General features: G+C 69.1%; 19 protein-coding genes. 10 read left to right on the top strand and 9 right to left on the bottom strand.

Going from position 1 to position 23,988, the window contains the following annotated elements; genetic code table 11:
- Nucleotides 1-34: 34 nt before the first annotated feature.
- Complete coding sequence (locus PKE75_RS10225) at nucleotides 35-943, top strand: VOC family protein (protein WP_271168632.1); 909 nt, start codon at nucleotides 35-37, stop codon at nucleotides 941-943.
- A 109-nt stretch (nucleotides 944-1,052) separates the two neighbouring features.
- Here the strand turns inward: PKE75_RS10225 and PKE75_RS10220 are convergent, their stop codons facing one another.
- Genes PKE75_RS10220 through PKE75_RS10195 form a run of 6 tightly spaced genes read right to left on the bottom strand, consistent with a single transcriptional unit; the run spans nucleotide 1,053 to nucleotide 6,640 of the window.
- Nucleotides 1,053-1,472 (bottom strand): PaaI family thioesterase, encoded by a 420-nt coding sequence (locus tag PKE75_RS10220; protein ID WP_271168631.1) that lies wholly within the window; start codon nucleotides 1,470-1,472, stop codon nucleotides 1,053-1,055.
- Nucleotides 1,469-2,953, bottom strand: a complete 1,485-nt coding sequence (locus PKE75_RS10215) for a class I adenylate-forming enzyme family protein (protein WP_271168630.1) — start codon at nucleotides 2,951-2,953, stop codon at nucleotides 1,469-1,471. Before PKE75_RS10215 ends, PKE75_RS10220 begins: the two co-directional genes overlap by 4 nt.
- On the bottom strand, nucleotides 2,950-3,957 hold the full coding sequence (locus PKE75_RS10210) for a zinc-binding dehydrogenase (protein WP_271168629.1): 1,008 nt from the start codon (nucleotides 3,955-3,957) through the stop codon (nucleotides 2,950-2,952). The genes PKE75_RS10215 and PKE75_RS10210 overlap by 4 nt, the downstream gene beginning before the upstream one ends.
- 49 nt (nucleotides 3,958-4,006) lie before the next feature.
- Complete coding sequence (locus PKE75_RS10205; RefSeq protein ID WP_271168628.1) at nucleotides 4,007-4,813, bottom strand: ABC transporter permease; 807 nt, start codon at nucleotides 4,811-4,813, stop codon at nucleotides 4,007-4,009.
- Nucleotides 4,814-4,823: 10 nt separating this feature from the next.
- Entirely contained in the window at nucleotides 4,824-5,807 is a 984-nt protein-coding gene (locus tag PKE75_RS10200; RefSeq protein ID WP_271168627.1) for an ABC transporter substrate-binding protein, read from the bottom strand.
- On the bottom strand, nucleotides 5,804-6,640 hold the full coding sequence (locus PKE75_RS10195; protein ID WP_271168626.1) for an ABC transporter ATP-binding protein: 837 nt from the start codon (nucleotides 6,638-6,640) through the stop codon (nucleotides 5,804-5,806). The genes PKE75_RS10200 and PKE75_RS10195 overlap by 4 nt, the downstream gene beginning before the upstream one ends.
- 359 nt (nucleotides 6,641-6,999) lie before the next feature.
- Here PKE75_RS10195 and PKE75_RS10190 point away from each other — a divergent pair, with 359 nt between their 5' ends.
- A complete protein-coding gene (locus PKE75_RS10190) occupies nucleotides 7,000-9,141 on the top strand; it encodes a TonB-dependent siderophore receptor (protein WP_271168625.1) in 2,142 nt (713 codons plus the stop codon).
- Between the two features lie 12 nt (nucleotides 9,142-9,153).
- Here PKE75_RS10190 and PKE75_RS10185 read toward each other — a convergent pair whose 3' ends face one another.
- On the bottom strand, nucleotides 9,154-9,753 hold the full coding sequence (locus PKE75_RS10185; protein WP_271168624.1) for a HupE/UreJ family protein: 600 nt from the start codon (nucleotides 9,751-9,753) through the stop codon (nucleotides 9,154-9,156).
- Between the two features lie 366 nt (nucleotides 9,754-10,119).
- Here PKE75_RS10185 and PKE75_RS10180 point away from each other — a divergent pair, with 366 nt between their 5' ends.
- The 6 genes from PKE75_RS10180 (at nucleotide 10,120) to ligD (ending at nucleotide 20,000) form a co-directional block, all read left to right on the top strand.
- Nucleotides 10,120-11,763 carry an OFA family MFS transporter gene (locus tag PKE75_RS10180; RefSeq protein WP_271168623.1) on the top strand — a complete coding sequence of 548 codons (1,644 nt, stop codon included), beginning with the start codon at nucleotides 10,120-10,122 and terminating at the stop codon, nucleotides 11,761-11,763.
- A gap of 126 nt (nucleotides 11,764-11,889) precedes the next feature.
- Complete coding sequence (locus PKE75_RS10175; RefSeq protein WP_271168622.1) at nucleotides 11,890-13,260, top strand: sigma-54-dependent transcriptional regulator; 1,371 nt, start codon at nucleotides 11,890-11,892, stop codon at nucleotides 13,258-13,260.
- Nucleotides 13,253-15,274: a sensor histidine kinase gene (locus tag PKE75_RS10170; protein ID WP_271168621.1), complete on the top strand. Its 2,022-nt coding sequence runs from the start codon at nucleotides 13,253-13,255 to the stop codon at nucleotides 15,272-15,274. The genes PKE75_RS10175 and PKE75_RS10170 overlap by 8 nt, the downstream gene beginning before the upstream one ends.
- Before the next feature lie 167 nt (nucleotides 15,275-15,441).
- Complete coding sequence (locus tag PKE75_RS10165) at nucleotides 15,442-16,494, top strand: NAD(P)-dependent alcohol dehydrogenase (protein WP_271168620.1); 1,053 nt, start codon at nucleotides 15,442-15,444, stop codon at nucleotides 16,492-16,494.
- A 109-nt stretch (nucleotides 16,495-16,603) separates the two neighbouring features.
- On the top strand, nucleotides 16,604-17,464 hold the full coding sequence (gene ku / locus PKE75_RS10160; RefSeq protein ID WP_271168619.1) for a non-homologous end joining protein Ku: 861 nt from the start codon (nucleotides 16,604-16,606) through the stop codon (nucleotides 17,462-17,464).
- Between the two features lie 4 nt (nucleotides 17,465-17,468).
- A complete protein-coding gene (gene ligD / locus PKE75_RS10155; RefSeq protein ID WP_271168618.1) occupies nucleotides 17,469-20,000 on the top strand; it encodes a DNA ligase D in 2,532 nt (843 codons plus the stop codon).
- A gap of 132 nt (nucleotides 20,001-20,132) precedes the next feature.
- On the opposite strand, the gene ku (PKE75_RS10150) is transcribed toward ligD, so the two are convergent.
- Nucleotides 20,133-20,942 (bottom strand): non-homologous end joining protein Ku, encoded by an 810-nt coding sequence (gene ku / locus PKE75_RS10150; protein WP_271168617.1) that lies wholly within the window; start codon nucleotides 20,940-20,942, stop codon nucleotides 20,133-20,135.
- A gap of 205 nt (nucleotides 20,943-21,147) precedes the next feature.
- Here ku (PKE75_RS10150) and PKE75_RS10145 point away from each other — a divergent pair, with 205 nt between their 5' ends.
- Complete coding sequence (locus PKE75_RS10145; protein WP_271168616.1) at nucleotides 21,148-21,795, top strand: DUF1007 family protein; 648 nt, start codon at nucleotides 21,148-21,150, stop codon at nucleotides 21,793-21,795.
- A 40-nt stretch (nucleotides 21,796-21,835) separates the two neighbouring features.
- On the top strand, nucleotides 21,836-22,939 hold the full coding sequence (locus tag PKE75_RS10140) for a nickel/cobalt transporter (RefSeq protein ID WP_271168615.1): 1,104 nt from the start codon (nucleotides 21,836-21,838) through the stop codon (nucleotides 22,937-22,939).
- A 143-nt stretch (nucleotides 22,940-23,082) separates the two neighbouring features.
- Here PKE75_RS10140 and PKE75_RS10135 read toward each other — a convergent pair whose 3' ends face one another.
- Nucleotides 23,083-23,976, bottom strand: coding sequence for a metal ABC transporter solute-binding protein, Zn/Mn family (locus PKE75_RS10135; RefSeq protein WP_271168614.1), 894 nt, complete (start codon nucleotides 23,974-23,976; stop codon nucleotides 23,083-23,085).
- Nucleotides 23,977-23,988: the final 12 nt, after the last annotated feature.

The raw sequence follows: 23,988 nt of genomic DNA, 5'->3' as shown, positions 1-23,988 counted from the left end.
GTCCCGGTCAGCATTCGCAGGAGCTTGAACGGCGATGGCGACACGGCAGCTTCCGGAAGCGTCGGAGATCTTTCTCGACCATGTCGGGCATTTCGTGGCCGACATCGCCGCGGCGGAGCGTGCGCTGCGCGCCGCGGGCTTCGCCCCGACGCCGTTCTCCGCGCAGGTCGCGCCGACGGGCGAGGGCGGCGCGCTGGAGCCGACCGGCACGGGAAACGTCTGCGCCATGCTCGGCCAAGGCTATATCGAGGCGCTCGCCAAGGTCGCCGACACGCCGCTCGGGCGCGAGCTCGAAGCGGCGGTGGACAGGCGGGCCGGGCTGCACCTCGCGGCGTTCGCGGTGGCCGACGCCGCGTCGTTCCATGCCGGGCTGGCGGAGGCCGGGTTTCCCACCCGACCGCTGGTCTTCATGCGCCGGCCGGTGGACACGGAGGAGGGGCCCTCCGAGGCGCGCTTCACCGTCGCCCGCGTCGAGCGCGGCGCGATGGCGGAGGGCCGCATCCAGGCGCTCACCCACCACACCGAGCGCGAGGTCTGGCAGGAGCGCTGGCTGACCCACCCCAACGGCGCTCTGGAGCTGCTGGGCGTCGTCGTGGTGAGCCCGGACCCCGAAGAGGCCGCGGGCCGCTTCGGGCGCTTCCTGGGGCGCCCGGCGGAACGCGCGGGGGCGGACAGCCTCCATGTCGAACTGTCGCGGGGCCACGTCAGGATCGTGGGGCGAACGACCGCCGCGGCCCTGTTCGGCGGCGAGACGCCCGAGCCGCCATGGATCGCGGCCTATGGCCTGCGGGTGGCCGACCGTGCGGCGACGATCCGGCTGCTGAGCGAGGCCGGCCTCGCCGTGCGGATCATCGACGGCGCGGCGCTGGTCGCGTTCCCTGCAGAACTCGGAGAGGGTTTTTGGGCCTTCGTCGAGGACCGCGACGCGCTGCCGTGGCTGTAGAACAGGCCGTCATGCCCGAAGGAGCCGGGTATCCACGACTTCTTGGGATCTGCAGGCGCCACCCAAGTCGTGGATGCCCGCAAAAGCGGGCATGACGGTTTGGTCGTCCCTACTTCGTCGACGTCGCGTAGGTTCCGCGGCCGCTGGCGAGCAGCCTGCCGGCTTCGTCCTCGACCGAGGCTTCCGCCGTCGAGAAGCTCGAGCCGAGCTTGATGATCTTGCCGCGGGCGCGCAGCAGCCCCTTGGTCGCCGCACGGTGATAGTCGACCCGCAGGTCGATGGTCGGGAACGGCCGGCCGAGCCTGGTCGCGATCGCCCAGTCGGCGGTGAGGTCGACCAGCGTGGCGAGTATTCCGCCATGGGCGTAGCCGCCCTCGGGGTTGACCACGAACTCCTCGCGCCACGGCAGCTCGATGACGATCTCGCCGTCTCCCACCTCTACGATCGAGAGCCCGAGCCACTGGTGATAGGGCGCGCGCCTGATGCGGGCGTCGAGCGTCTCGCGGTCCGTCGGAAGGGCGTCGGTCATCGCGGCGTCGTCTCCTTGGAGAAGAGCTCCTTGAGCGCGGACTTGTCGATCTTGTTGGCCCCGTTGAGGGGCAGGCTGTCGACGAACAGCACGCGGCGCGGGTGGGCGTAGGCCGGGCCGTTCGCGATGGCGTAGGCCTTGAGCGCGGCTTCGTCCGGCGCTGGCCCCGGCCGCAACACGACGAAGGCCACGGGCACCTCGCCCTTGGTCTCGTTGGGGACGGCGATGACCGCCGCCTGCCGCACGGCGGGGTGGCGCTCCAGCAGGCCCTCGACCTCCTGCGGAAACACGTTCTCGCCGCCGGTCACCATCATGTCGTCGATGCGCGAGACGAAATAGAACCAGCCCTCGGCGTCTCGCCGCAGACGGTCTCCGGTGCGGTACCAGCCGTCGATGAAGCGCTCGGCGGCGGCCTCCGGCCGGTTCTGGTAGCCCTTGGCGACGCCGGGGTTCTTCACCCAGAGCTCGCCTTCATCCGCCGTCGCGCCGCCCTCAAGCCGCCATTCGCAGCCCTCGATCGGGTAGCCGATGCTGTGGTTCGGCTGCGGCCGCCCGTCCGGATGATACCAGCCGAACATGATCGGCCCGCCCTCGGTCGTGCCGTAGTTGAGGTGGATCTCCGCGTTCGGGAACGCGCTCGCGAGGTCGCCCAGCAGCCGCTCGGATGCAGGCGACGATCCCATCGACACCACCCGGACCTTCGCGCGGGTCGCGGCGTCCGGGAGCTCGGGATGGTCGAGCAGCAGCCGCATCATGGTCGGCACGCCGGTTAGCATGGTGACGCCGTGATCCGCGATCGCGCGGGCGTAGGCGCCGGCCTCGAAGCGCGGCATGACGATCATCGCGGACCCCGAGACCAGCGCCGTCTTCAGCGCGACGATCGCGTTCTTGTGGTACATCGGCGCAGCCAGGATCGCCCGGTCGTCAGCCCGGAGCCTGCGGGCTTCGACGAGCGTTCCGGCGGCCCAGATCTGGCCGCCATGCGTCAGCAGCACGCCCTTCGGCGCGCCGGTCGAACCGGAGGTGTAGGGCTGCATCGAGATCGCGTCCGGCGCGACCGCGACAGGCTCGAAATCGCCGAAGTCGAGGAAATCCTCGAACCCCCGGTCGAAGTCGATCACCTCTACGCCCGCCGGGATCGCGCCGGCGAAGGCGGTCTCCACGAAGGCGAGCCTCGCCCCGCTCGCGGCGATCACCTCGGACAGCGTCTTCGCCGGCAGTTTGACGTTGAGAGGGGCCGCGATCGCGCCGGCGAGCAGCGTCCCGAGCAGCACGGCGGGAAAGTCGGCGCGGTTGAACGCCGCGAGCGCAACCCGCTCGCCCGGCCTGACGCCACGGGCGACGAGCCCGCGCGCGACGGCCTGGGAGCGCCGCTTCAGGTCGCCATAGGTGACGTCGAGCGGTTCAGGGCCCCGCAGATCGACCATTGCGACCCGGGCCTCGTCGACGTCCCAGCCGAGCGCGCCTGCGTTCGAGATCATGGGACGACGATCACCTTGCCGATCGCCTCGCGATCCTCGATCAGCCGCACAGCCTCGGCCGCCTTGTCGAGCGGCAGCACGGTGTCGATCACGGGCTTCAGGTCGCCGTCCGAGATCAGCTTCATCAGGTGCACGAGGTCCTCGCGCGCCCAGCTGTTCGAGCCCAGAATCTTGAGTTCGAAGGTCCAGATGAAGCGCAGGTCCTCGGTCGGGTCGAAGCCTGCCGTCGCGCCGCAGGTGAGCAGCCGGCCGCCGCGCTTTAGCGCGCGCAGCGACGGCACCCAGGTGTCGCCGCCGGTGAAGTTGACGACGACGTCGACGCCGCCGTCGAAGGTCCGGCGGTGCGGCTTGCCGAAACGCGCGAACACCTCCTTGGCGAAGTCGACGCGGGTGTAGTCGATCACCTCGTCGGCGCCGATCTCGGTCAGCCGCTTCAGCTTGGCGTCGCTGCCGCCGCAGGCGACGACACGGGCGCCGGCGTGCTTGGCGAGCAGCACCGCGCCGGTGCCGACGCCGCCGCTCGCGCCGAGCACGAGCACAGTCTCGCCGGCCTTCACATGGCCGTTGGTGAACAGCATGCGCTGCGCCGTGCCGTAGGCGACGGGCAGCGACGCCGCCTGCTCGAACGAGACCTTGTCGGGGATCGGCACGAGCTGATGGGCGCGGACGCGCGCGAACTCCTGCAGGCCGCCGTCCGTGGTCTCGCCCATCAGGCCGCCCTCGACGCGGTTGAGGGGGTCGACCAGCACGCGGTCGCCGATCGAGACCCCCGAGACATCGGGGCCGATCTCGACGACTTCGCCCGCGAGGTCGAGGCCCGGCACGACGGGCAGCGCGAGCTTGATGCCCGGCATGCCGCGGCGGGTGAAGACGTCGTGGTAGTTCAGCGAGCAGGCCTTCACGCGCAGCAGCACGTCGCCCGGGCCGATCTCCGGCTTCGGCCAGTCGCCGACGACCTCGAGCGCCTCCGGGCCGCCATGCGCACGAACGATTGCTGCTTTCACGTCATCGTCTCCTTGGTCGTTTTCTTGTCGGCCGGTTCTTGGGCGGCGGTCAGACCGACCGCGCCTTTTGCCAGCGGAACAGGCGGCGCTCCAGCGGACGGAGCAGGCCCGCCTCGAGCGCGATCATCATGGCGACCATGATGATCGTCCACGCGAACACCTGGTCGGCCTGGAACAGGTCGGCCGCCTGCCGCAGCCGGTAGCCGACGCCGCTCGAGGCGCCAAGCGTCTCGGCGACGAGGCTCACCCGCCAGCCGAAGCCGAAGGCGAGCCGCGCGCCGGAGAACAGATAGGGCAGGATCGACGGCAGGTAGATCGACGCGAAGGTCCGGAGCCGCCCGAAGCGCAGCGACAGCGCGACCTCGACGAGGTTCGGGTCGACGTTGCGCGTGCCGGTCCAGACATTGGTGATGATGAGCGGCATCGCCGTCATGAACACCACGAAGATCGTCGCCGCGTTCGACAGCCCGAACCACAGCATGGCGAAGATCGCCCAGATCGCCGAGGACACGGTGTTCAGCACCGGCAGGATCGGCTCGAAGAACGCGCCGACGCTCTGGTTTGACCCGAACAGCAGCCCGAGCGGCGTTCCGATCACGAGCGCGAAGGCGAAGCCCGCCACCACCCGGCCGAGCGTGGCGCCCATGTCGTTGAGGAAGGTCTGGGTCTTCGCCAGCTTGAGGATCGCCTGCGCGACCACCTCCGGTCCCGGCAGGATGTACGGCGGCAGCCCGCGCGCCGCGATCCACCAGACGCCAAGCACGGTGATGGCGAGCAGCGCGCGAAGCAGGCTCGGCGAGACGCCGCGCTCGTTGCGCGGCGCAGGCGGCGGTCGTTCGGTTGAAATTTCCGCCATGCCCTGTCGATCAGTTCTTGCCGGCGGCCTGGAACGGTCCCGGCGCGTAGATGTCGTCCGGGGCCACGCCGTTCGCGGCGCCGGCGTCGACGAAGGTCTTGTTCTCGTCCTTCATGCCCTTGATGTCGGCCTCCGTCAGCGACGCCACGTAGATCTGGCTCCAGAGCGCGGCGTAGGCCTTGGCGTCCTTCTCGTTGAGGTTCGCGACGCTGACCAGCGTGTTCGCCACCGCGTCGGGCTGCGCCTTGCCGTAGGCGACGGCTTCCTGCGTCGCCTTGACGAACGCGGCGAGCTCCGGCCCCCGCTTCGCCACGACGTCGGCGGTCGTCAGCGCGACGCCGAGGATCGGCGGGGCCTCGCCCTTGGTCAGCTTCTTCCAGTCGTCGACGACGTTGACCAGCGTGCGGAGCTCGCCCGCCGGCACCTGGGCGACCGTGACGTTGCGCACCGCCGCGGCGTCGATGTCGCCGCGCTGCAGCAGGCCGATGAGCTGACCCTCGTTGCCGGGCACGACCTCGTAGTCGCCGGACTGCAGCCCGTAATTGTTCTTGAGCAGCGTGGTCGCGAGCGCATGCGTCGAGCTGCCCGGACGCGACATGCCGATCTTCTTGCCCTTGAGGCCGTCGATCGAGGTGATCGGGCCGTTGGCCTTCACCACGATCTGGCCCTCGAGCACCTGCGTCGCGAGGATCACGCGGACGGGGGCGCCCTGCTGGCCGAGATTGAAGGCGGCGGCGGCCGGCGCCGCGAAGGCGACGTCGATATTGCCCTGGAGCACGGCCTGCGCGGGCGCGCCGACCTCTCCGAAGCGGCGGAACTCGACCTTGAGCCCGGCCTTCTCGAGGAACTTGTTCTCCTCCAGCACCGCCCCGAAGCCGAGGCTGTAGCCGCTGGTCCAGTAGCCGATGCGCAGCGGCGCGTCGTCCGCGGCGGCGGGGGCGACGGACGCGCCGAGCGCCGCCGCGAGCAGGGCGCCGAGAAGGCCGGTTCTCATGCGGTGGTCTCCATTAGCGCGTCGCCGCGGGCGGAAGCCGGCTGGCCGCCGAGCGCGTCTCTCAGGGTTCTGATGGTGGCGGTCGCCCCCGGCGACGTCGCGTCGCGCGGAGCGGCGCCGTCAAGGGCGAAGGTTTCGACCACGCGGCCGGGCCGCGGGGCGAGCACCGTGACGGTGTCGGCGAGCACCGCCGCCTCGTCGATGTCGTGGGTGACGAACAGCACCGTCATATCGAACAGTTCGCGCAGCCGCACCAGCTCGGCGTGCATCTGCCCGCGCGTCTGCGCGTCGAGCCGCGAGAACGGCTCGTCCATCAGCAGGATGCGGGGGCGCCGCACCAGCGAGCGGGCGAGCGCGACGCGGGCGCGCATGCCGCCGGAAAGCTCGTTCGGAAACGACTGGGCGAACGGCGTCAGGCCGACCAGCCCGATGATCTCTGCGGCGCGCGTGCGGCGCTCGTCGCGCGACAGAGGCTGGTTCTCCAGCGCGAGCTCGACGTTGCGCTGAACCGTGCGCCACGGCAGCAGGCGGTCGTCCTGAAACATGTAGCCGATGGCGGCCCAGTCCCTGAAGGCCGCGCTGTCGACGCCGTCGATTTCGAGACGCCCGGAATCGAGCGGCAGCAGGCCGGCGACGATGTTGAGCAAGGTCGACTTGCCGCAGCCCGACGGCCCGAGCAGCGCATGGATCTGCCCATGGCGCACGGCGAGCTGGATGTCGCGCAGCACTTCGAGCCGTCCCCCGCCCCTCAACGGCATCGCCTTCCTCACGCCATGCAGCGCGATCGCGATGGGAGGCGGCGGTGCGGTCGCGGGGGTTTGGGCTGGCGTCAAGTGGCGATGACCTCGGGGTGGGATGGCCCCGAGATAATAGGGGCGGGACGGCGTGATCCAATAGTCGTACGGCGCGACAGTCCGGGAAGAGGCCCGCTCCCGTGCGCCGCCCCCTTTTTCGTAACGCCGCGCCACGGCCGGTCTTACCGCACGATCGGAATCGGCCGTCGACCGAAAACCGCGGCAGCCCGATGCGGGGTTCGCCTCATTCTTTTTAAATAGAAAACTTAAAAGATACATCTTCACCGTTATTTGACATGCCTTGAATAAATCATTATCCGCCGAAGAGTACGTTCGGGGATCTTGAGATGCCTTTTATTTGTAGTCGCGCAAGCTTCGCTTGCGGCGGACGAGGGCGCTTGCGGTTATTTCTCTTCTCCGCGGCCATCGGCGCCGTCGGTCCGGCCCACGGCCAGTCAGCGTCGAGCGGCGCCGCAGTCGAGCTTGCTCCGATCGAGGTGCAGGGGACCGGCGCCGCCGCCGGCCCGATCACGGCGGACGGCTATGTGGCCAAGAGCAGCGCCGTCGGTTCGAAGACCGACACGCCGCTGACCGAGATCCCGCAGTCGATCTCGACCATCACCCGCCAGCAGCTCGACGACCGGCATGTCCAGACACTGAACGACGCGGTGCTGTACTCCTCCGGCGTCCGCGTCGGGACGTCCGGCTTCGACCCGCGCTTCGACAGCTTCTATGTGCGCGGCTTCGACGCGACCTATACCGGCGTCTACCGCGACGGGTTGCGCGAGCAGAACGGCAATTTCTCGATCTTCAAGACGGAGACCTACGGCCTCGAGGGCGTCTCGATCCTGAAGGGGCCCGCTTCCGCGCTCTATGGCGGCGGCTCGCCGGGAGGGATAATCGACCTGACCACCAAGCGGCCGACCTTCACGCCAATCGGCGAAGTCGGGGCCGAAATCGGCAACCGCGACCGCTATCAGGTCGAGTTCGACGTCGGCGGCCCGGTCAACGGCTCCGATGAGTTCGCCTATCGCCTGACCGGCTTCGCCCGCAACAGCGACACCCAGCTCATGGGGATGAAAGACGACAAGGTCTATATCGCGCCCGCCTTCACCTGGAAGCCGAACGACGACACCACCTTCACCCTGCTCGCCGAGTATTCGCACATCAAGACCGGCGGAAACACGTCCTACTATATGGACGAGACGCCCGACGGCAAGCGACGCATCACCAACTATTACAGCGGCGACCCGGCGTTCAACGACTTCATCCAGAACCAGTACCGCCTCGGCTATGCGTTCGAGCACAAATTCACCGACAACGTGACGTTTCGGCAGAACTTCCGTTACGCGCACATCGACGCCCGGGCGGAGTATGTCGACATCGACGAGGGCGCGATCACCCCCGGCGCGACCTCGGCGACGCGCAGCGCCGGCCTGATCATCGACCACATCAACACGCTCGCGCTCGACAATCAGGTCCAGGCCAACGTGACCACCGGGCCGTTCGCCCACACGCTGCTCGCAGGCGTCGACGTCCAGTACGCCAACGGCACCGACAAATCGGCGTACGGGGTCGCGCCCGACCTCGACCTGACCACGCTGAACTATGGCGACCAGCACATCCCGGCGCCGGACGACTTCAGCGACGACAACACCCGCCAGAGGCAGCGGCAGATCGGCGTCTACCTGCAGGACCAGATCAAGCTCGGGCCGTTCATCGCGACGCTTGGCCTGCGGAACGACTGGGCGCGGACGCTGACCACGAACAGGGCGACCGGAGACACGTCGCCCGCCCAGACCGATCACAAGCTCACCGGCCGCGCCGGCCTGACCTATGTCGGGCCGTATGGAATCTCGCCCTATGTCAGCTATTCGACGTCGTTCACCCCGACGCTCGGAACCGATGCCGACACCGGCAAGCCGTTCGTCCCGACGACCGGCGAGCAGTATGAAGCGGGCGTGAAATACGCGCCGCCCGGCTACAACGCGCTCATCACCGGGGCTGTGTTCGACATCACACAGCAGAACGTCCTGAGGACTGACCCGGACAACGAAAACCGCCAGATCCAAACCGGCGAAATGCGCTCCCGCGGCTTCGAGCTGGAGGCGACGGGAAGCCTGGACAACGGTCTGTCCTTCACCGCCTCCTACACGCATCTCAACCTGGAGATCGTGAAGGGCGAGGCCGGCACGGACGGCAAAGCGCCGTCGGGGATCCCGAGAAATTCCGCAGCGCTTTGGGCGGACTACGTCTTCCGCCCCGGCGCAGCGCTCGAAGGGCTCACCGTCGGCGCAGGGCTTCGGTACAACGGCCGAAGCTTCGGCGACGACGAAAACACCTTCAGGAACAAGGCGGCGGCGTTCGTCGATTCCGGGCTCAAGCTCGAGATGGACCGGTTCGACCCCCGCCTGAAGGGACTGAAGCTCAGGGTCGACGCGCGCAATCTGTTCGACAAGAAGACGGTCGCCTGCCAGTCCGGCTACTGCTATCGCGGCGACCGCCGCACGGTGATCGCGGGGCTCAGCTACGCCTGGTGAGGGCTGCGAGCCTCAAAGCAGTCCGGTGAGAATTCCGGCGCCCGCGATCGCTGCGAGGCCTCCGGCGGTGCGCATGAGCAGCGGGCCGCGGGAGTCTCCGATGCGGCCGACAAGGGCGCCCACCCCGACGCCGCCGGCGTGCAGGAGCGCGGTCGCGAGCATGAAGCCGCCGGCATAGGCGAGACCGGCCGCGCTGTCCGGCATCTCGGCGCCGTGCGCATGGCCGTGGAAGATCGCGAACAGGCCGACGAGACCCATGGCGGCCGCGACCGGCGCCTTCACGCCGAGCGCCACGACCGCGCCGAGCACGATGATCGACAGCGCGATCCCGACCTCGACGAACGGAACAGCCACGCCCGCGGCCCCGAGCGCGCCGCCGAGCGCCATGACGAGCACGAAGGTCGCCGGGACCAGCCAGAGCGCGCGTCCACCGAGCTGGTAGGCGAACAGGCCGACCATCACCATCGCCAGCACGTGGTCGAGACCGCCGATCGGATGCGCCACGCCCGCCAGGAAACCGCTGGCTTCGCCATGGCCGGGATGCGCCATCGCAGCCGAGGGAAGTAGGGTCAGTCCGGCCATCAGGCCCCCGAGGCGAAGCGACGCTTTCATTCCGGTTCTCCGTGCTTTCGAACCGCGACGCATTCACGGCCGGCCCAATCAACAGCCCGTCACCGGCTTGATCAAGCTGAAAAAGCAGGCGCGTTCAAGTGATAGGCGGGCGCGTGCTGGCGTCGCCGACCGTGGCGTCGATCGGGATGCGGGCGGCCCGGCGTTCGACCGGCGGCCGGTCATTTTGTCCGAAGGTCGCCGACACGCGGCGAGCCTAAATGGACATTTTGTCCATCGCGTGAGTGAGATTTCCTATCATTTCATTGAATCTTCAGCGTAAACGCCGATGGCGCGGGCATTGCTCCAGGGGGCGCAGGAGGGCGGCGCAGACCGCCTTCGTCGGCGATAAGAACCCCAGGAGGAACGATGTCGATCACCGTGTCGGACGCGCCCGATTTCTTCAGTCGAGAGCGCACCGTGGCAGGGCCCGCCTTCAACCGGTGGCTCGTGCCCCCGGCGGCGCTGGCCATTCATCTGTGCATCGGCATGGCCTACGGCTTCAGCGTGTTCTGGCTGCCGCTGTCGCGCGCGGTGGGAATCACGCAGCCGGTCGCCTGCCCGGCGGATCTCGGCTTCTTCGGCTCGCTGGTCGCCACCGGCTGCGACTGGAAGATCAGCCAGCTCGGCTGGATGTACACGCTGTTCTTCGTGCTGCTCGGCTGTTCGGCGGCGCTCTGGGGCGGCTGGCTGGAGCGCGCGGGTCCGCGCAAGGCGGGCCTCGTGTCCGCGGCCTGCTGGTGCGGCGGCCTGCTGATCTCGGCGCTCGGCGTTTACCTTCACCAGCTCTGGATGCTGTGGCTTGGCTCGGGCGTCATCGGCGGCGTCGGTCTCGGCCTCGGCTACATCTCGCCGGTGTCGACGCTCATCAAATGGTTCCCCGACCGGCGCGGCATGGCGACCGGCATGGCCATCATGGGCTTCGGCGGCGGCGCCATGATCGGCGCTCCGCTCGCCGACTGGCTGATGCGCTACTACGCCTCGCCGACGTCGGTCGGCGTCTGGCAGACCTTCGTCACGATGGCGGTCATCTACTTCGTGTTCATGGTCGGCGGCGCGCTCGGCTACCGCGTGCCGCGCGAGGGCTGGAAGCCGGAAGGCTGGACGGCGCCCGCCACCACCAAGAATGCGATGGTGTCGTCGAAGGACGTCGCCCTCGAGGTCGCCTGGCGCACCCCGCAGTTCTGGCTGATCTGGGCCGCGCTCTGCCTCAACGTCTCCGCCGGAATCGGCGTCATCGGCATGGCGTCCCCGATGCTGCAGGAGGTGTTCGGCGGCCGGCTGATCGGCGTCGACGCCGCTTTCGGCGCGCTCGACGCCGGGCAGAAGGCGCAGATCGCCGCCATCGCCGCCGGCTTCACCGGCCTGCTCAGCCTCTGCAACATCGGCGGCCGCTTCCTCTGGGCGTCGTCCTCCGACACGCTCGGCCGCAAGGTCACCTTCGCGATCTTCTTCGTGCTCGGCTTCGTGCTCTACGCCTCGGTCCCTACGCTCGCCGAAGCGCACAACGTGCTGCTGTTCGTGCTCGCCTTCTGCGTCATCATCTCGATGTATGGCGGCGGCTTCGCGACGGTGCCGGCCTATCTCGCCGACATGTTCGGGACCCGGATGGTGGGGGCGATCCACGGCCGGCTGCTGACCGCCTGGGCGACCGCCGGCATCCTCGGCCCGGTTCTGGTGAACTACCTGCGCGAACACCAGCTCGCCGCCGGACTGCCGAACGCGGAGGCGTACAATCAGACCATGTACATCCTCGCCGGGCTCCTGGTGGTCGGTCTGATCTGCAACCTTCTGGTCCGGCCTGTCGCCGCGCGCCACCACATGGCCGAGGAGAAGGCGGATGTCGGCGGCGCCCGCGTGACGGCGGTCGCCCCGAACGCCTCCGTCACGCCGGCTGGCGCGACCTCGGCGGTTTCGCCCGCGGTGGTGTTCGCGGCCTGGGCCGCGGTCGGCGTGCCGCTCGCGATCGGCGTGCTCATCACCCTGCAGAAGGCGGTGATCCTGCTGCACTGACCGCGCCGACGCCAAATCGAGCCGGCCCGCCATGTCCTCCGGCGGGCCGGCTTCGCCTTCACCCAAGCTATGCTCTAATCACGCCGTGACGGGCCGCATCCACGGGCCCCCCCCAGCGGCGGATCGATGAGCGAGCGGGTTGCAAGAACCGAAGGCGGCGACGGGCCTCCGGACCCGTGGCTGCCGCAGGCGACCGTCCTGGTCGTCGACGACGAGCCGGGCATGCGGAACTTCCTCGTCCGCACCCTCGGGCCGCGCTGCCTGCGGGTCGAGGCGGTGGGCGACACCGTCGCCGCGGCGCGTCTGATGGACGCCCAGCATTTCGACCTCGTGATCCTCGACAACGTCATGAGCGGCCGCACCGGCCTCGAATGGCTGCAGGAGCTGAGACGCGACGGCTTCTTCAACGAGGTGATCCTGATCACGGCCTTCGCGGACCTCGAGACCGCGATCGAGGCGCTGCGCGCCGGCGCCGCCGACTTCGTGCTGAAGCCGTTCCGCACCAAGCAGATCCTGAACGCGATCGCGCGCTGCCTCGACCGCGCGGCGCTGCGCCGGGAGAACTTCGTGCTGAAGCGCGCGCTGGGCGCGAGCCCCCAGGGCGACGCCGGGGAGCGGCTGATCGGCGCCTCGCCCCAGATCGCCCGCATCCGCGAGATGGTGGCGCGCGCCGCGGCCCTTCCGACGACCGCGCTGATCACGGGCGAGTCCGGGGCCGGCAAGGAGGTGACCGCGCGCGCCCTGCACGAGCTTTCGCCGCGGGCCGACAAGCCGTTCGTGCCGGTGAACTGCGCGGCGATCGCGGCCGAGATCATCGAAAGCGAGCTGTTCGGCCATGTGAAGGGCGCCTTCACCGGCGCGGCGTCGTCGCGCGAAGGCCTGTTCTTCTATGCCCAGGGCGGCACGCTGTTCCTCGACGAGATCGCCGAGCTGCCGCCGTCGCTGCAATCCAAGCTGCTCAGGGTTCTGGAGGACAAGAAGGTGCGGCCCGTCGGCGCGGACCGGGAGATCCCGGTCGACGTCCGCCTGATCGCGGCGACCAACAGCGACCTCGCCGGCGAGGTCGCTGTTGGTCGCTTCCGCGCCGATCTCTATTACCGGCTCGACGTGTTCCGCATCCATCTGCCGCCGCTGCGCGACCGCCCGGAGGACGTCGGTCCGCTCGCGCATATGTTCATGGAGCAGATTTCCGCCCAGCTCGGCGTGCCGCCGCTGCCGATCGGCGCCGACTCCCTGCGCCGGCTGGAGGCCTATCCCTGGCCGGGAAACGCGCGCGAGCTGCGCAACACGATCGAGCGCGCGCTGATCCTCGGCGGCTTCGCGGAGGCCGACGCCGACGCGGTCGGGGAGGCGCGCACAGACAGCCTCGCCGACATCGAGAAGCGCCACATGCTGCGGGTGCTGGCGGCGGCCGGCGGCAACCGCGCCGAGGCCGCCCGCCGGCTCGGCGTCTCGCGCAAGACGCTCGACCGCAAATGCGCGGACTGGAATGTCTGAGCAGCCCGCGCCGCGCGCCGGCCGCCTCGGCTCGGTGCGGACGCGGCTGCTCGCGATCGCGCTGCTGCCGATGGTGGTGGTGTTGCCGGTGGTGCTCGGCATCGCGCTGTTCTGGTGGCTCGCGCAGTTCGACACGCTGCTGATCTCGAAGGCGAACGACGATCTCATCATCGCCCGCCAGTATCTCCGCCGCATCATGGAGCAGAACGGCGACCAGCTTCGCGCGCTCGGCCAGTCCGCCGATTTCGAGCGGGCCCGCCGAGGGCCCGATGCGAGCGCGACGCAGGCGCTGCTCGATCGCAGACGGGTGGAGATGGGCCTCGACTTCCTCTATCTCGCCGAGCCCGGCGGCCGGATCGCGGCGGCCTCGCCCGCCGGGGCGACGCCGGTCAACCCGCACGAGCGCAAGGTGGTGGAGGCCGCGCTTCGCGGCGAGCCTCTGACCGCCATCGACGTGTTCTCGCCCGAGGAGCTTCGCAGGCTATCGCCCGAGCTCGAGCGGCGGTCTCGCATCGAACTGGTGCCGACCGCCGCCGCCGCGGCGACCGACCGCTCGGTCGAAACGCGCGGCCTCGTGGTGCATTCGGCGACGCCGGTCTCGCTCGCCGACGAAGGCGAGGGGGCCCTGGTCGGCGGCTCGCTGCTCAACGGCAATCTCGGTTTCGTCGACACGATCAACGAGCTGATCTACGCGCACGCCGAACCGCCCGCGGGAGGGCAGGGGACGGCGACCCTGTTCCTCGACGACGTCCGCATCGCGACGAACGTCCGCCTGTTCGGAGATCGCCGCGCGCTTGGCACCCGGGTGTCGAAGGAGGTGCGCGACGCGGTGCTCGGCGCCGGCCGGACATGGCTCGACAGCGCCTTCGTCGTGAACGACCGCTACATCTCGGCCTACGAGCCGATCGTCGACAGCGGCGGCAAGCGCGTCGGGATGCTCTATGTCGGATTCCTCGAGCGCCCGTTCCGCACGACGCGGCTCACCATGGTCGGGGCGGTGCTCGCGGCCTTCGCGATCGCGGCGGCCGCCACCGTGCCGCTGCTGCTGCGCTGGGCGCGCGCGATCTTCGGGCCGCTTGAGCGGATGGACCGCACGATCGCCGCGGTCGACGCCGGCGATCTCGGCGCGCGCACCGGCGCGGTCGCGGCCGACGACGAGATCGGCCGGCTGGCGCGCCATTTCGACGGGCTGCTCGACGGCATGCAGCACCGGGACCGCGAGCTTCGCGCCTGGACGCGCGAGCTCGACGCCCGCGTCGAGGAGCGCACCCGCCAGCTCGAGGAGACCCGGCGGCAGCTCGTGATGTCGGAGAAGCTCGCCTCGATCGGCGAGATCACGGCCGGCGTCGCGCACGAGATCAACAACCCGATCGCCGTCATCCAGGGCAATCTGGAGGTCGCGCGCGAGGTGCTGGGAGACGCCGCCGACGAGGTGCGCATCGAGTTCGCGCTGATCGACGCGCAGGTGCACCGCATCAACATGATCGTGACCCGGCTGCTGCAGTTCGCGCGGCCGGAGGAATACGCCGGCTATATGGAGGCGATCGCGCCGGGCGGCGTGCTGTCCGACAGCCTCGTGCTGGTCCGGCATCTGCTCGACCGCGCCGACGTGGCGGTCTCGATCGACGACCGCGCCGCCCGCATGGTCGCCGTCAGCCGCACCGAGCTGCAGCAGGTCGTGATCAACCTCGTCGTCAACGCGGTCCACGCGATGCCGGAAGGCGGCGCGCTCGCCCTGCGGACCGCAGACCGCGAGCGGGACGCCGTCGCCGGCGTCGCGATCGAGGTGGCGGACACCGGCGTCGGCATTCCGGCGGATCAGCTCAAGAAGATCTTCGACCCCTTCTTCACCACCCGCACCCATGGCGGCACCGGGCTCGGCCTGTCGATCAGCTACACGCTGATGGCGCGCTACGGCGGCGCGATCACCGTCGAAAGCGCTGCCGGCCTTGGATCGACCTTCACGATCTGGCTGCCGGCGGCCACCGCCGAGGTCGACGACGCCGAGGGCTGACGCGCTTGCACGAGCGCAGACCGGCATGACCGTCGTCGCCAGTGGAATATAGCGCCGGGCCATGCGAACCTGTGACATCGCCATTCATCGCTTTGCGACGCTCCTCCCGCGCTGAAGCCCAGCTCCGCGCGGCCGCGTCCATCGAGCGCACGACGGAAGGAAAGCCCATGTTCGCCTGCATCGGATACGCGACTGAATCCGCAGACAAGCCGCTGGTCCCCTACAGCTTTGAGCGCCGGGACGTGGGTCCGAAGGATGTGAAGATCGACATCGCCTATTGCGGCGTCTGCCACTCCGATCTCCACACCGCCCGCAACGAGTGGAAGAATACGATCTACCCCTGCTGCCCCGGCCACGAGATCGTCGGCACGGTCACCGAGGTCGGCGCGGAGGTCCGCAACTTCAAGGTCGGCCAGCTCGCCGGCGTCGGGTGCATGGTCGACAGCTGCCGCGAATGCGCCAGCTGCAAGGAGGGCCTCGAGCAGTATTGCGAGGCGTTCTTCACGGGCACCTACAACGGCACGGAGAAGGAGACCGGCAAGGTCACCTTCGGGGGTTACTCCAAGGCGATCGTCGTCGACGAGCATTTCGTGCTGCGCCTGCCGGAGAACCTCGAACTGGCGGCGGTCGCGCCGCTGCTGTGCGCTGGCATCACCACCTACTCGCCGCTCAGCCACTGGAAAGTCGGCCCGGGCCAGAAGGTCGGCGTCGTCGGCCTCGGCGGCCTCGGGCACATGGCCGTCAAGATCGCCCACGCCATGGGCGCGCACGTCGTGCTGTTCACGACCTCGCCGAGCAAGGTCGCCGACGCCAAGGCGCTCGGCGCCGACGAGGTGGTGATCTCGAAGAATCCGGACGAGATGGCGGCCCACGCCACCAGCTTCGACTTCATCCTCGACTGCGTGGCGGCGAAGCACGACATCAACGAATATCTCGGCCTGCTGAAGCGCGACGCCACGCTCTGCCAGGTCGGCGCGCCGGAGGACCCGCTCGCCGTCGCGGTGTTCAGCCTGATCTTCAAGCGCCGGAATTTCGCCGGCTCGCTGATCGGCGGGATCGCGGAGACGCAGGAGATGCTCGACTTCTGCGGCAAGCACGGCATCACCTCCGACATCGAGATCATCAAGATCCAGGATATCGAGGCGGCCTACGCCCGCATGCTGAAGAGCGACGTGAAATACCGCTTCGTCATCGACATGGCCTCGCTCGAAGCAGCCTGAGGCGCGCCGGGTTCCGAGGGGCGATCTCACGCCGGGATCGCTCCTAGGGAACCCTCCGGAACCAAGCCAAAGCCTGCGCGTTCGAGTCCCGTTTCCGGGAGTCCGACGCGTGGCGCCAAGAGCGAACTGGAAGGGCTTCCTGAAGGTCGGCGAGGTCGTCTGCCCCGTGGCGCTTTACACCGCCGCCTCGACCTCCGACCGCATCGCGTTCCACACGCTGAACCGCGAGACCGGCAACCGCGTCCGGCGCGAGTTCGTCGATTCCGAGAGCGGCAAGGTCGTCGAGCACGACGATCAGGTGAAGGGCTACGAGGTGGCCTCCGGCGACTATGTCGTGCTCGAGCCCGACGAGGTCGCGGCCGCGGTTCCGGAAGCCGACAAGACGCTCGACGTCGATGCGTTCATCTCATGCGGCGACGTCGACGACGTCTATTTCGACAAGCCGTACTACCTCGCTCCGAGCGACCGGTCAGCGCAGGAGGCGTACGACCTCATCCGCGAGGGGATGCGCGCCAAGAAGGTCGTCGCGATCGCGCAGACGGTGCTGTTCCGTCGGATGCGCACCCTGCTGATCCGCCCGCACGGGCCCGGTCTCGTCGCATCCACGCTGAACTTCGACTACGAAGTGCGGTCCGCGAAGGAAGCCTTCAGCGGTCTTCCCGAGCTGAAGATCAAGGGCGAGATGCTCGATCTCGCGCGGCACATCATCGACACCAAGCGCGGCGAGTTCGATCCGGCGGCCTATGACGACCGCTACGAGGCGGCGCTCGCCGATCTCGTGAAGGCGAAGATCGAAGGCCGCAAGATCGCCCCGATCAAGCCGAAGGCGCCGACGAAGTCCGTGGACCTCATGGAGGCGCTGCGCCTGAGCGCAGGCGGCGGAAAGACGGCGGCGAAGCCCGCGCCTGCGAAAAAGGCCAAGGCGCCGGCGAGCAAGCCCGCCGACGCGTCGCGCCGCAAGGCGAGCTGAGCCGATGGCGCTCGACGTCTATCGCCGCAAGCGGGACTTCAAGAGCACCAGGGAGCCGGCCGGCGCCGACGCCGCGTCGGGGACCGGCGACGCCTACCTCATCCAGAAGCACGACGCGCGGCGGCTGCATTACGACCTGCGGCTCGAGATGGACGGCGTCCTCAAGAGCTGGGCGGTGACGAAGGGGCCGAGCCTCGTCCCCGGCGAAAAGCGTCTTGCGGTCCATGTCGAGGACCACCCGCTCGAATATGGCGACTTCGAAGGCACGATCCCGAAGGGCGACTATGGCGGCGGCTCGGTCATCGTCTGGGATCGCGGCAGCTGGTCCCCGATCGGCGACGCCGCCAGGGGCTTCGCCAAGGGGCATCTCGAGTTCGAGATCCATGGCGAGAAGCTGCACGGCCGCTGGCATCTCGTCCGCATGGCCGGCAAGCGCGGCGAGAAGCGCGAGAACTGGCTGCTGATCAAGGGCGACGACGACGAAGCCCGCGCCGAGGACGCGCCCGACATTCTCGAAGAGCGGCCGGAGTCGGTGAAGACCGGCCGCCTCGTCGAACAGGTCGCAGGCGAGGAGCCGGGCTGGTCGTCGAAGACCGGCAAGATCGAGCGCGACGAGCCACAGGAAGAGACGACCGTCGTGGTCGATCCTTCGAAGATCAGGAAGGCGCGCAAAGGCCCGCTGCCCGCCTTCACGCCGCCTGCGCTCGCTACGCTTTCGGCCAAGGCGCCCGCCGGAACCCGCTGGGTCCACGAGATCAAGTTCGACGGCTACCGGCTGCTCGCCCGCATCGAGGCGGGGCGGGTGAAGCTGCTGACCCGCAGCGGGCTCGACTGGACGAAGAAGTTCGGCAAGCAGGTGATCGCGGCGCTCCAGGCGCTCCCGGCCGGAACCGCGCTGATCGACGGCGAACTGGTGGTCGAGGGCCCGGCCGGCGCGTCCGACTTTTCCGCGCTGCAGGCCGACCTCAGCGAGGGCCGGAGCGACCGCTTCACCTATTACGCCTTCGATCTGCTCCACCTCGACGGCTACGACCTCACCGGCGCCGCGCTTCTCGACCGCAAGGCGGCGCTCGAGACGCTGCTCGGCGCAGCCGACGGCCCGATCAAATACAGCGCGCATTTCGAGGACGACGGCGGGCTGGTGCTGCAGCACGCCTGCCGGCTCAGCCTCGAAGGCGTGGTCTCCAAGCAGAAGGACGCCCCTTACGCCTCCGGGCGCGGCAAGGGCTGGATCAAGTCGAAATGCGTGGAGCGCCAGGAGTTCGTCATCGGCGGCTTCACGCCGTCCTCGACGTCGCGCAACGCGATCGGGTCGCTGGCGCTCGGCGTCCATGAGGGCGACGAGCTTCGCTATGTCGGCCGCGTCGGCACCGGCTTCACGGCGACGGTTGCCGAGCGGCTGTTCGCGCGTCTCGAACGCATCCGGACGAAGGAGGCGCCCTTCGCCGGGCGGCTGACCGCCGACGAGGCGCGCGGCCTCCGCTATGTGCGCCCGGAACTGGTCGCCGAAATCGAGTTCCGCGCCTGGACCGGCGACCACCACCTCAGGCACGCCTCGTTCCGGGGCCTGCGCGAGGACAAGCCGGCCGAGGAGGTCGTCCGCGAGAACGCGACCGCCGCGCCGTCGAAGCCGGCGCCCCGGCCCGCGGTGAAGCTCACCCATCCAGAGCGGCTGTACTGGCCGGAGGACGGCGTCACCAAGGAGGGTCTCGCCGACTACTACATGGAGGTCTGGCCGCGCATCGCGCCGTTCATCGTCGCCCGGCCGCTGTCGCTGCTGCGCTGCCCCGGCGGGCTCGCGGCGCAGTGCTTCTTCCAGAAACACGCCTGGAAGGGCGCAAGCGCCTCCATCATCCAGACGCCGGACCCGAAGGACCCGTCGGCCGAGGCGCTGCTCTCCATCAACGACCGGGCGGGGCTGCTCGGCCTGGTGCAGGGCGGCGTGCTTGAAATTCACCCCTGGGGCTCGACGCTCGCCGCGATCGAGACGCCCGACATGATCATCATGGATCTCGATCCGGGCGAAGGCGTCGACTGGGAGACCGTCATTTCGGCCGCGCTCGAGGTGAAGCGGCGGCTCGAGGAGGCCGGGCTCGCCGCCTTCGTGAAGACCTCTGGCGGCAAGGGCCTCCATGTCGTGTCGCCGCTGAAGCCGTCCGCCGGCTGGGAGGCGACCAAGGCCTTCACCAAAGCGATGGCCGACTCGATGGCGGCCGACGAACCGGACAAGTTCGTCGCGACCGTCACGAAGGCGAAACGGGGCGGCAAGATCCTCGTCGACTATCTCCGCAACGGCCGCGGCGCGACGGCGGTCGCGCCCTATTCGACCCGGGCGCGCGCCGGCGCCGGCGTGTCGATGCCGCTCGCCTGGGAGGAGCTCGGGTCCGCGATCGGCCCGGCCTATTTCACGGTGGCCAACACGCCGTCCCGCCTCGCGGCGCTGAAGTCGGACCCGTGGGAGGATTTTCGCGCGGCGGCGAAGCCCATTCCGGAAGGCGCGGGCGACAAGGCGCCGGCCCGGCGAAAGCGCGGGTGAAACGCCCCGTCATGCCCGGCGGAGCCGGGTATCCACGACTTTCCGGAACGTGGAGCTTTGCGCCCAAGTCGTGGACACCCGCGAAGGCGCGGGCGTGACGGCGAGGCGGCCTTACGCTAACCCCGGAGGTTTCTAGCGCTTCGGCCCCTTGCCCTCGGACGCCAGGCTCTTGCGCAGCGCGTCCATGATGCTGACGACGTTGCCGCCGGTCGCGGCCGGAGCGTCGGTCTTGGGACGGGAGGCGGGCTTGCGGCCCTTCTTCTTGGAGGCGATGAGCTCCAGCAGACGCGTCTGAACCGGATCGTCGACCATGTCGGGAGACCAGGTCTTGGAGCGCTCCTCGATCAGCGTCTTCACCAGCGTCAGCAGCTTCGGGTCGACCTTGTCGCCCTTGAGGTCGCCGAAATAATCCTTGGGATCGCGGACCTCGTCACCGTAGCGCAGCGTCCAGAGCACGATGCCGTCGTCGCGCGGCTCAAGCATCACCGCGCGCTCGCGGCGATACATCACGAGCCGCGAGACGCCGACCGTCTCGGTCGCGGCCATGGCTTCCCGGATGACGGCGAAGGCTTCCTCCCCGACCTGATCGTTGGGGGTCAGGTAATGCGGCTTGTCGTACCAGATCCAGCCGATCGAATCCTTGGGCACGAACATCTCGATGTCGATCGTGCGCGTGCTTTCGAGGGCGACGGCGTCGAGCTCGTCGTCCTCCAGCATGACGTGATCGTTCTCGCCGCGCTCATAGCCCTTGACCTCGTCGTCCTCGTCGACGGCGGCGCCGGTGACGCTGTCGACGTAGCGGCTCACGACGCGTGCGCCGCTCTTGCGGTTGAGCGTGTGGAACCGGACCTTCTCGTTGTCGGTCGTCGCAGGCGTCATCGCGACGGGGCAGGTGACGAGCGACAGCTTGAGATAGCCCTTCCAGAACGACCGTGCGGCCATGGCGCGTGAGGACTCCGGGTTAAGCCGCTAACACAACCCCAGCATGGCCTTTACGGTTCCGGGCCCTGCCGGGAATGAACGGCCAGGACCGCGCGATGGCGGGTTCGTGACCGCGCCTCGCCGTCCGAGACATCGGGCGAGGACCGGGCGCCGCCATTCGGCCCCAGTCGGACGTAACAAAGAGCGGGCGATTCGAGGGGCTGTGATGAGTTTCTGGCGACCCGTTTTCGCGGCGCTTCTGCTGATCGCCGCCGCAACGCCCGTGCAGGCGCATCCGCATGTCTGGGTCACCGCCCGCAGCGAGATCGTCTATGGCCCCGACGGTCGCGTCGCCTCCGTTCGCCACGCCTGGACCTTCGACGAGATGTTCTCGTCCTTCGCCGTTCAGGGGCTCGACACGAATGGCGACGGCAAGCTGTCGCGCGAGGAGCTGGCGCCGCTCGCCGAGGTCAACGTGACCTCGCTCGAGGAGTTCAAGTTCTTCACCTTCGGCAAGTTCCGCGACCAGCGCATCGTGTTCGCCAAGCCCGTCGACTACTGGCTGGAGAGCGACGACAAGGGGCTGCTGACGCTGCACTTCACCCTGCCCGTGAAGGACAACGCGCCCGCGAAAGGCGAGCCCTTCAGGGTCGAGGTCTATGACCCCACCTATTTCGTCGCCTTCGAGTTCGCCAAGGAGAACCCGGCGCAGACCGTCTCGGCGCCTATGGGCTGCGGGGTCGATCTCGACCGGCCGAAGCCGCCGGACCCGACTCAGGCCAAGACGCTGTCCGAGAGCTTCTTCACCGGCCTGTCGCCGGGGTCGAACTTCGGCGCGCAGTTCTCCAACACGCTGCTCGTCGCCTGCAAGTGACGCGTGACTCCCCCTTACCCGTCACGCGTGGAGCATGAACGTGTCCGTTAGACCCACCGTCGTCATCCCGGCCGAAGTGCCGGGATCCAGACGCGCCCGCGGCTCCGGACTTGTCTCAGGTTATGGCTCTGGATTCCGGCACTTCGGCCGGAATGACGACGAGGGGAGCTACGGATGGAGGCCCTCCCGCTGCCTCGTCGTCCTGGCCGCGCTCGCCTGCCTCTGCCTCGCGGCCGGGGTCGACCATGCGCTCGCCCAGAACGCCGGGCCGTTCGGCGTCGGGCGACCCGACGCCTCGGGGCCCGGCTCGACGGTTGGGATGTTCGCCTGGATCGCCGAGATGCAGTCGGCGTTCTACCAGGCGCTGTCCGGGACGATCCGCTCGATCCGCACGGACAAGACCGCGCTCGCATCCCTCGTCGGGCTGTCCTTCGCCTATGGCGTGTTCCACGCGGCAGGACCCGGCCACGGCAAGGCGGTGATCTCCTCCTATCTCGTCGCGACCGACGAAGGCTTTCGCCGCGGCGTGATGCTGTCGGCGCTGGCCGCCCTCGCGCAGGCCGCGACTGCGATCGTGGTGGTCGGAATCTTCGCCGTCGCGCTCGGGGCGACCAGCATCGCCATCGGGGCCGCGACCTTCTGGCTGGAGGCGTCGAGCTACGCTGCGATCCTCGCGCTCGGCGCCGTGCTGCTGTGGCGCAAGGGACGGGGCCTGGCCCGCGTCGCTCGGGGCAAGTCCGCCCATGTCCACGGCCCGGACTGCGCCCACGACCACGGCGTCGATCCGGCGGTTGTGCAGGGGCGCTTCGACTGGCGGCGCGCGGGAATGGCGGTGATGGCGGTCGGCCTACGCCCCTGCACCGGCGCGCTGATCGTGCTGGTGTTCGCGCTGGCGCAGGGGCTCGCCTGGGCCGGAATCCTCGCGACGCTCGCCATGGCGGCGGGGACGTCCGTGACGGTCGCCGCGATCGCGGCGTTCGCCGTCGGCGCCAAGGCCGCCGCGCTTCGGATCGCGACGGCGCGGCCGGGCGCCGGGGCGCTGCTGATCGCAGGCATGGAGACGCTAGGCGCCGTGGTGATCCTGCTGTTCGGCGCGCTGATGCTGGGCGGGATGATAGTGACGGGAGCCGGCGGGGCGGGCTGAAGAACGGACCGCCGCCTCAAACCGCCGTCATCCCGGCCAAAGCGCCGGAATCCAGACGCGCCACCTGCGTTCAGTTTGGCGACCAATGTGCGTCTGGATCCCGGGACAAGCCCGGGATGACGGCGGAGATGTGGAGACGTCGCTTACTGCGTGATCGCCGCGGCGATCTGGTCGACGTTGTAGCGCAGCATCTTCACGTAAGTCGGCGTCGGACCGTCGGCGGCCGAAAGCGCCTCGGGGTAGAGGTCGCCGCCGGGCCTGGCGCCGGTCGCCTCCGCGATCTGGCGGATCAGGCGCGGGTCGTTGGAGTTCTCGAAGAAGTAGACCTTCACCTGCTCGCGCTTGATCTGGTCGATCAGCTTGGCGACGCCGCCGGCAGAGGGCTCGGCCTCGGTCGAGACTCCGAGCGGCGACAGGAAGGTCACGCCGTATTCGCGGGCGAAATAGCCGAAGGCGTCGTGGCTCGTCAGCACCTTGCGCCTGTCGCGTGGAATGGCGTCGAATTTCGAGTGGGCGTAGGCGTTCAGCTCCGAGAGCTCCTTGGTGTAGCGCTCGGCGTTCGCTTTGAAGTCGGCGGCGGCGGCCGGATCGGCGGCGGCCAGCGCCTTCTCGATATTGCCGACCCAGACGATGACGTTCTGCGCGCTGTTCCAGACGTGCGGGTCGGTGACCTTCTGGCCGTCCTCGTCCATCTCGTGGGTCTTGATCCCCGCCGAGACCATCACGGGCTTCGCCTTGTAGCCCGCCGCCTTGGCGAGACGGGCGAACCAGGTCTCCAGCCCGTCGCCGCTGACGAAGGCGAGGTCGGCGGCGCCGAGCGCCTTGGCGTCGGTCGGGGACGGCTCGAACTCGTGCGGGTCGCCGTTCGGCGGCACGAGGCTCTTCACCGCGACATGGTCGCCGCCGACGTTCTTCACGACGTCGCCGAGCACGGTGAAGCTCACCACGACGTCGAGCGTCTTGGCGCTCGCCGCCTGGGCGCCGAACGTCAAGGCGGCGGAGGCCAGCAGGCCGGCGATCAGAGTTCTGGTCTTCATCGAGGCGGTTCC

Origin of the sequence: Hansschlegelia plantiphila (assembly GCF_027922265.1) — a bacterium.
Lineage (GTDB): Bacteria > Pseudomonadota > Alphaproteobacteria > Rhizobiales > Methylopilaceae > Methylopila > Methylopila plantiphila.
The sequence above is the reverse complement of the archived record's forward strand: the minus strand, read 5'-3'. Positions and strand labels throughout refer to the sequence as shown.